Raw genomic sequence first — 7,568 nt, 5'->3', positions numbered from 1 at the left:
GCCGCGCCGGCATCAAGGATCATCTCCTTGATCTTTCGGCTGGTGGTTCCGCGCACAACACTGTCATCGACAAGGATCACGCGTTTGCCCTGAATGAGCGCGCGATTGACGTTGAGCTTGAGGCGCACACCCATATTGCGGATGCTTTCGGTGGGTTCGATAAAAGTCCGGCCCATGTATTGATTGCGGATGATGCCCATCGCGTAGGGAATGCCGCTCTCTTGAGAAAAGCCAATGGCCGCAGGTGTCCCGGAATCAGGAACAGGGCAGACAAGATCGGCCTCCACGGGGGCTTCGCGGGCCAGCTCGACGCCGATCTGGCGGCGCGTTTCATAGACCGAGCGGCCACCAATGATGCTGTCAGGGCGTGAGAAGTAAACATGCTCAAAGATACAGAACCGCGGCTTTTGACGGCGGAACGGGAAGCTGCTCTCGACTTTTTCGCCTGTGATGACGACCATTTCGCCTGGTTCGATTTCACGCACATAGGTTGCGCCAATGATATCAAGAGCACAGGTTTCCGAGCTGAGAACCCAGCCCTCGCCGATTTGGCCTAGGACGAGTGGGCGCACACCGAGCGGATCGCGCACGCCGATGAGCTTGGTGCGGGTCATGGCGACGATGGAAAACGCGCCTTCGACGCGGCGCAGTGCGTCTTCCATCCGCTCGGGGATGTTGCGCTGCAAGCTGCGGGCCATGAGGTGAATGATGCACTCTGAGTCCGAGCTTGACTGGAAGATGCTGCCGCGTTCGATCAGCTCACGGCGCAGAGCGTCGGCGTTTGTGATGTTGCCGTTGTGCGCAATCGCGGCGCCACCCATGGAAAACTCCCCAAAGAAGGGCTGTACATCGCGGATGGCGGCGGCTTTGGAGCCTGCTGTGGAATAGCGCACATGGCCGATTGAGAGCGTGCCGGGCAATGTTTCCATCAGAGATTGTTTGGTGAAATTATCGCGCACATAGCCAAAGCGGCGCACGGAGTTGAAGTCGTGATCAGGGTGGTATGAAACGATCCCGCCAGCTTCTTGGCCACGGTGCTGAAGCGCATGAAGGCCAAGGGCGACAAAGTTTGCTGCGTCGGTCACGCCTGTCACACCGAACACCCCGCATTCTTCCTTGAGTTTATCGTCATCGAAGGGATGTGCGAAAAACGGTTTTGCATAAGACAGCGGTGATGATGAGTGAGGCACGGCGAGCAGCTCCGAATCCTGAGGTCAGATTTGCCCCCTACATAAGCCGCGCGTGCGCCTATGTCACCCAAGGATACGACAGTTTCGTGACTTCGACTGTTTTATTCGCCGCAGGTTGAAACAAGCTCTTCATACTGGAGCGTGATCCAGCCAAGCGCCTGCTCTGGATCGCGCTCCTCAATGGTGCCCGTCATCTTGCCAAAAACCCGCGCGGAACGACTGTCGTCGATTGCGGCGATGTCTTGGCTCGTAACCACAGTTTCGTAGACGAAAAATGCGATTGTAATGAGCAGGATGCCACGCGCCACGCCGAAGAGAAAGCCAAGCCCTTGATCCAGCCCGCCAAGAGCCGAGCGCTGGATGAGCGAGGAAAACAAAGGCGTAAAGAGCGCAGCTATGACGAGCACAACAGTGAAAATTGCGGCGGCGCCTGCGATCATCGAGAGCTCGCAGCTGTCAGAAATGAGTTCACCGACAACAGGCACTTCTTTGACCAGTGGCTGCACTTGCGGGGCAAATATAAAGGCGAGAACCGCGGCGAGTATCCAGCCCGCAATAGCGAGGCCTTCGCGCACAAGCCCGCGCGAATAGGCAAGCAGCGCGGAGACAACAATGATCAAGGCCACGACGCCGTCTACGATAGTAAAACCTTCCATGATCACTCTCTTTTCGTTCTTTGCTTACCCAGCGTGGCTTTAACCAGCGCCGAAAATATCGCCCACAAAGGCAGTTAGGTCGTCATAGCGTTTGGCCGTGAGGCCCGCCGTTGAGGGCGCTTTATCACCCTTTGGCATAATTGCAGTGGAAAAACCAAGTTTTTGCGCTTCTTTCAACCTATTTTCCGTCTGCGAGACGGAGCGCAACGCGCCTGAGAGGCTGATTTCGCCAAAAACCACGGTGTCCTTGGGGAGCGCTGCATCTTCGCGCGCCGAGAGCAAGGCCGCAGCAACAGCGAGGTCGGCGGCAGGCTCTGTGACCTTGATGCCGCCTGCAACATTGAGGTAAACATCCAGCCCGGCAAATGGAATGCCGACACGCGCTTCGAGCACGGCGAGGATCATGGCGAGGCGGGAGCTGTCCCATCCGACAACGGTGCGGCGCGGCTGGCTGTGGGGCGAGGGCGCGACAAGCGCCTGAAACTCTACAAGCACGGGGCGTGTGCCCTCAATCCCTGAGAAGACGACCGAGCCGGGCGACGGCTCGCCACGCTCCGAGAGAAACAGCGCCGAGGGATTTCTTACCTCTTGCAGCCCTGCACCCGTCATTTCAAACACACCGATCTCATCAGCAGGGCCAAAACGGTTTTTGACGGCCCGCAGGATGCGGAACTGGTGGCCGCGCTCGCCTTCAAAATAGAGCACTGTATCAACCATATGTTCGACCACGCGGGGGCCAGCGATCTGGCCGTCTTTTGTCACATGACCTACAAGGATCACGGAGACGCCCTTGCGCTTGGCAAAGCTTGTGAGCTCGTGGGCGGCGGCGCGCACCTGCGAGACGGAGCCCGGGGCGCTATCTACAGTGTCGACCCACATGGTTTGAATGGAGTCGATGATGGCAAGCTGGGGCTTTTCGGCTTCAAGCGTGGTCAGGATATTGCGCAGGTTGGTCTCGGCGCCGAGCTTGACGGGCGCATCCTTGAGGCCAAGGCGCTGTGCCCGCATCCGCACTTGGGCGGAGGCTTCCTCGCCAGAGATATAAATCGTTTTGAGGCCCTGTGAGGCGAATTGTGCAGCCGCTTGCAGGAGCACAGTAGATTTCCCGATCCCGGGATCACCGCCCACAAGGATAGCTGAGGAGGGCACAAGCCCGCCGCCCAGAACGCGATCAAGCTCCTCCATGCCGCTCATGGTGCGGGGCGGGGGGGCTTCATTGGTCGAGAGATCGGTCAGCTCGACCTGTCCGCCGCGCTTTGATCCGATGGATTTGGAACTTGAGCCTTCGGACAAGGGCTTTTCTTCGACAATTGAGTTCCATGCGCCGCAAGCGTCGCATTGACCCGCCCATTTTGGGCTGGAGGCGGCGCAGGCAGTGCAGACGTATTGGAGTTTCTTGGCCATTTTTCGGGTATGTCCGAGCGCTGCGCCGCCGTCAACCGTGACAGCGCGCGAGGCTCAAGGCTTCCGCACGGGTTTACTCGGCCGCGCGAGGCAAGCGTGTGATGGTGTCGCGCTCGGCCTCAACCTCGACCATTGCGATTTTGCCCAGCTCGGGAAGCACCTCATGCAGCTCGTCGCGCAGGCGCTCTAGCTGGCTGGCGGCAACGCTTTCCTCGAGTTCGACCTCATGCAACCAATGTTTTAGCTCGGTGGCGACCAATTTGGCATTGTTGATGCGGCTGTTGAAATTGTCCACTTCAGTTTGACGCTGACGTAGAAAGTCGCGCGCGCGGGCGAGAGCATCATCAGAGTAGATATTTGCCAGTTCTTTTGAAATATGGCTCATCTGGGCGGCGGCTTCGAGCACGTCTGGCTCAAGCGAGCCAAGATCTGGGTGGTTGCGCAAATAGACGAGGCGCTCGCGCACAGAATCAAACTCTGAACTCAACTTGAAGGCATCAGCACGGTCTGCTGCGTGGACATGATGATAGGCGCGGGCGACATCATGCATGCCAAGTTGAAAAGAACGGTGCGAGTTTTCCAGTGCGAGGATGCGCGTGTTGGAGGGCAGGAAGAACATCAGCAAAACGGCCAATCCTGTTAGGCTCGATTGAACCCAGAGGCCAGAGTTTTCGATGGGGCGCCCTGAGAGGCTCAGAGGGATTTCGAGCCATGGCATGACATTGAAAGCACAGAGAGTTGTATAGATGACTGCACCCAAAGCAGCGCATACGACCGTTACAAAGGCCAAACGATGCATGAGATAAGCTATGACGCGTAGGCCATGCATGAAGGTAACCATGAATTCCCCCCGGAACTCGAAAACTCCAATAAGCAAAATACTGCTTACAGTTTTCAAAAAATTAGGCGGGAAAACAAGGTCTTTGGTGCATTTGGGGCGAAATAGACTGTTCTCGCTCTATTTATCGGGGTCTTTTGAACCAATCATGGGCTTTTGGAGGGATTGTTTCGTGAGCAACCCGATGATCAGTGACGCGAGGATGCAGGCTGTGAAGAGATAAAGTCCCCATGCGGTCTCCAGCCGCCCCACGCCGATTCCCTTGGCGAGAGTGATGTAGAGGGCGATAAGGAAGATATCCGCCATGGCAAGCTTGCCCAGAATGTTGAGCGCAGGGAGTGCCACGGGCCGGAGCAGCCCGAACTGCACGAGGGCAAGGCCAAGTGTTTTGAGATAGGGCGCAAAGAGAGCGAAGACGGTGACAACCAGAGCGAGGAAAACATCCGTGCCCCAGAGCGACTGAAGCCCCGAGATGACCGAGATTTCGCTGAGCTTGAACAGCGGAAGCAGACCCGCTTTCATCAGCGGGGCGAACCAGGCCACGGGGAAGAGGACGAGCAGCGAAAGATTGGCAAGGCGTAACAGCATGAGCGGCTCCTTCGGGCTTTGCGCTGTGGCGGGGGCTCTGCCCCCAGATGCAAACCCTGCGGGTTTTCATCCTCCCCCATGATATTTCAGGAAAGAGGATGTGCGAAAGGGGGCGGTTAGCGGACCGCTTCGATCGGACCTTCGGCGCGGCCGTGGATGAATTGATCAAGGTAGGGATCACCTGATGTGTCGAGTTGAGCCACAGGGCCTGTCCACTTGATCACTCCGTCGTGGAGCATGGCGATGTTATCAGCGATGGCGCGCACGGAGCTCATATCGTGGGTGATGGTCATGGCGGTTGCGCCCATTTCGGTGACGATCTCGCGGATGAGCTCGTTGATGACACCCGCCATAATCGGATCAAGGCCCGTTGTGGGCTCATCAAAAAAGATGATTTCGGGCTCGGCGGCGATGGCGCGGGCGAGGCCGACGCGTTTTTGCATGCCGCCCGAGAGCTCGGAAGGGAAAAGATCTGCGGTTTCGGGCTTGAGGCCGACGCGACGAAGCTTCTCGATGGCGATCTCGCGCGCCTCGGCTCTGGGGCGCTTGAGGGCCCCGCGCAACAGGCGGAAGGCGACGTTTTGCCAGACGGGGAGGCTGTCAAAAAGTGCGCCGCCCTGAAAGAGCATTCCGAAGCGGGCAAGGAAGGCATCGCGGTCGCCTTTTTGCACATCACTGCCATCAACTGTGATCTGACCGCTGTCGGGCGCCACGAGGCCAAGGACGGATTTGAGCATCACAGATTTGCCTGTGCCCGAGCCGCCGATGATCACCATGGAGGTGCCCTTTTCGATGGTAAGGTTGACGCCTTGCAGGACATGCTTTGATCCGAAGGCTTTGTGGACGTTTTCAAGCGTGATCATGATGTGAAAAACGCCTCTGTGAGAAGATAGTTGGCGGCGAGGATGAGCACGCTTGCAGCCACAACAGCGGCTTTGGTGGCGCGGCCGACGCCTTGGGCGCCGCGGCCTGAATTCATACCATAGTAGCAGCCCATTGTGGCGATGATAAAGCCGAATGCCGCGCCCTTTATGAGGCCCGAGGTGACATCCCAAAGTTCAAGAAAATCAACGGTGTTCTTCAGATAGGCTGCTTCGTTGAAGCCAAGTCTTGTGACGCCGACGATATAGCCGCCCATGATGCCGATGGCATCGCCGACGGCGACGAGGACGGGCACAGCCAGAGTGGCGGCGAGCACGCGAGGCAGGGTGAGGTATTTCATCGGGTGGGTTGAGAGAGTGGTCAGCGCATCGATCTGTTCGGTGACTTTCATGGTGCCGATTTCGGCCGCAATCGAACTGGCCACGCGCGCAGCGACCATGAGGCCACCGAGGACGGGACCAAGCTCGCGGACCATGCCGATGGCAACGATCGAGGGCACAACCTCTTCGGCGTTGAAACGCGCGCCGCCAGAGTAAATCTGAAGCGCCAGCGCACCACCGGTGAAGAGCGCTGTGAGGCCGACAACTGGCAGCGAGAGCCAGCCAATCTGCACAAGGGCGATCCAGAGCTCCCTGCCATAAAACGGCGGGCGGAAGAGGTGTGTCACCGTCTCAAAGGCAAAGAGCGCCACGCGGCCCATGGCGGCGAGGGCGGCAAGCACGGTTGCACCGATGGCGGCGAGCGGGGAAAGAAGGAGGCTCATGCGCGTTTATCCGCCAGAATAGCGGCGCGTGTAGCGTGCGCCAAGGGATGTGAGAATCTCATAGCCGATCGTGCCTGCCGCCGTGGCCAGCGTATCAACGCCTTGCTGACGGCCTAGCAGCGTGAGAGAGGCGGGCACTTCGGGCAGATGTGTGATGTCGACTGTGATCAGATCCATCGAGACACGGCCCAGAAGAGCGCATTCGCGTTGGCCGTAGTAGAGCTTGGCTTTGCCTGAAAGGGCGCGGATGAGGCCGTCGGCATAGCCGGCAGAAAGCGTTGCCACACGGCGGGGCTGGCGGGCAACATAGCCCATGTTGTAGCCCACGCTTTCGCCTGCCTCCACATCGCGCACCTGCACGACAGGCAGCTCGAGATAGGCGACGGGGAGGGCTTCTTTGTAGGGCGCGCCGCCGTAGAGGCCGACGCCCGGGCGCACCAAATCAAAATGATAGTCTGGGCCGAGAAGCGTGCCGCCTGTGGCTGCGAGCGAGCGGGGCACATCAATCCCATCCGTCATATCTTTGAAAACACGCAGCTGGAGCGCATTCATCGCGGACTGCGGCTCGTCCGCCGAGGAGAGATGTGACATGATCAACGAGGGGCCTTGGGCCAGCGCGAGGTCGCGCAGGGCGGCCCATTCGGCAGGCTCCATGCCGAGGCGGTTCATACCAGTGTCAAGCTGCACGCCAAAGGGCGCGCCTGGCAGGGCCTCAAGATGACGTTGGAGCTGATCTATCGAATTGAGGAGAGGCACGAGCGAAAGATCACCGATCATATCGGTGTCTCCTGCCATGTGACCTGAGAAAATATAGATTGTCGGGCCATCGCCGAGCTCGCGGCGCAGGGTGGCGGCCTCTTCGGCTGTGGCAACAAAGAAGCTACGAGCGCCTGCTTTGGCCAGAGCGCGCGACACGGGGGCGACGCCAAGCCCGTAGGCATCTGCTTTCACGACGGCGCCTGCCTCGGTGCCCGCCAAGGCTCCAAGGGCGCGCCAGTTTTGCACCAAGGCTTCAAGATCGACAGTGAGGGTTCCGCTTGCCATGGGGACTTGTCGGCAGAGGGGGCAGCGAGGTCAAGGGGGAAATGCCATTGTGGTGTTTGAAAACAGGGCGTTCCTCTTGTTTGGCGGAGGTTGGATTGGGGCTCTGCCCCAAACCCCGGGATATTTTTGGCAAGAGGAAACACGGGGCAGAGTGCCGATGAGTCGGGTCTATCTGGATTGGAACGCGACTGCACCTTTGCGCG

At 58.9% G+C, this 7,568-nt stretch carries 8 protein-coding genes; all 8 read right to left on the bottom strand.

All coding sequences use genetic code 11. The annotated features are described in order from the left end of the window. Nucleotides 1-1,169, bottom strand: a 1,169-nt coding sequence (gene purF, locus P8O11_RS05440) for an amidophosphoribosyltransferase (RefSeq protein ID WP_300292469.1), incomplete at its 3' end; no start/stop codon positions are given. A gap of 122 nt (nucleotides 1,170-1,291) precedes the next feature. Next, nucleotides 1,292-1,846 (bottom strand): CvpA family protein, encoded by a 555-nt coding sequence (locus P8O11_RS05435; protein ID WP_300292468.1) that lies wholly within the window; start codon nucleotides 1,844-1,846, stop codon nucleotides 1,292-1,294. Between the two features lie 39 nt (nucleotides 1,847-1,885). After that, entirely contained in the window at nucleotides 1,886-3,250 is a 1,365-nt protein-coding gene (radA, locus tag P8O11_RS05430; RefSeq protein ID WP_300292467.1) for a DNA repair protein RadA, read from the bottom strand. Between the two features lie 73 nt (nucleotides 3,251-3,323). After that, nucleotides 3,324-4,091 (bottom strand): DNA repair protein, encoded by a 768-nt coding sequence (locus P8O11_RS05425; protein WP_300292466.1) that lies wholly within the window; start codon nucleotides 4,089-4,091, stop codon nucleotides 3,324-3,326. Nucleotides 4,092-4,208: 117 nt separating this feature from the next. Next, on the bottom strand, nucleotides 4,209-4,676 hold the full coding sequence (locus tag P8O11_RS05420) for a paraquat-inducible protein A (protein ID WP_300292465.1): 468 nt from the start codon (nucleotides 4,674-4,676) through the stop codon (nucleotides 4,209-4,211). Nucleotides 4,677-4,792: 116 nt separating this feature from the next. Beyond that, nucleotides 4,793-5,539 (bottom strand): ABC transporter ATP-binding protein, encoded by a 747-nt coding sequence (locus P8O11_RS05415; protein WP_300292464.1) that lies wholly within the window; start codon nucleotides 5,537-5,539, stop codon nucleotides 4,793-4,795. Beyond that, entirely contained in the window at nucleotides 5,536-6,321 is a 786-nt protein-coding gene (locus P8O11_RS05410) for an ABC transporter permease (protein ID WP_089890511.1), read from the bottom strand. Before P8O11_RS05410 ends, P8O11_RS05415 begins: the two co-directional genes overlap by 4 nt. Before the next feature lie 6 nt (nucleotides 6,322-6,327). After that, the gene (gene alr / locus P8O11_RS05405) at nucleotides 6,328-7,365 is read right to left on the bottom strand and encodes an alanine racemase (protein ID WP_300292463.1); all 1,038 of its coding nucleotides are present in this window, start codon (nucleotides 7,363-7,365) and stop codon (nucleotides 6,328-6,330) included. Between the last annotated feature and the right edge of the window lie 203 nt (nucleotides 7,366-7,568).

It is taken from the genome of Lentibacter sp. (assembly GCF_029254145.1).
In the GTDB taxonomy this organism is placed as follows: Bacteria; Pseudomonadota; Alphaproteobacteria; order Rhodobacterales; family Rhodobacteraceae; genus Lentibacter.
This window is presented reverse-complemented; position numbering and strand designations above follow the sequence as displayed.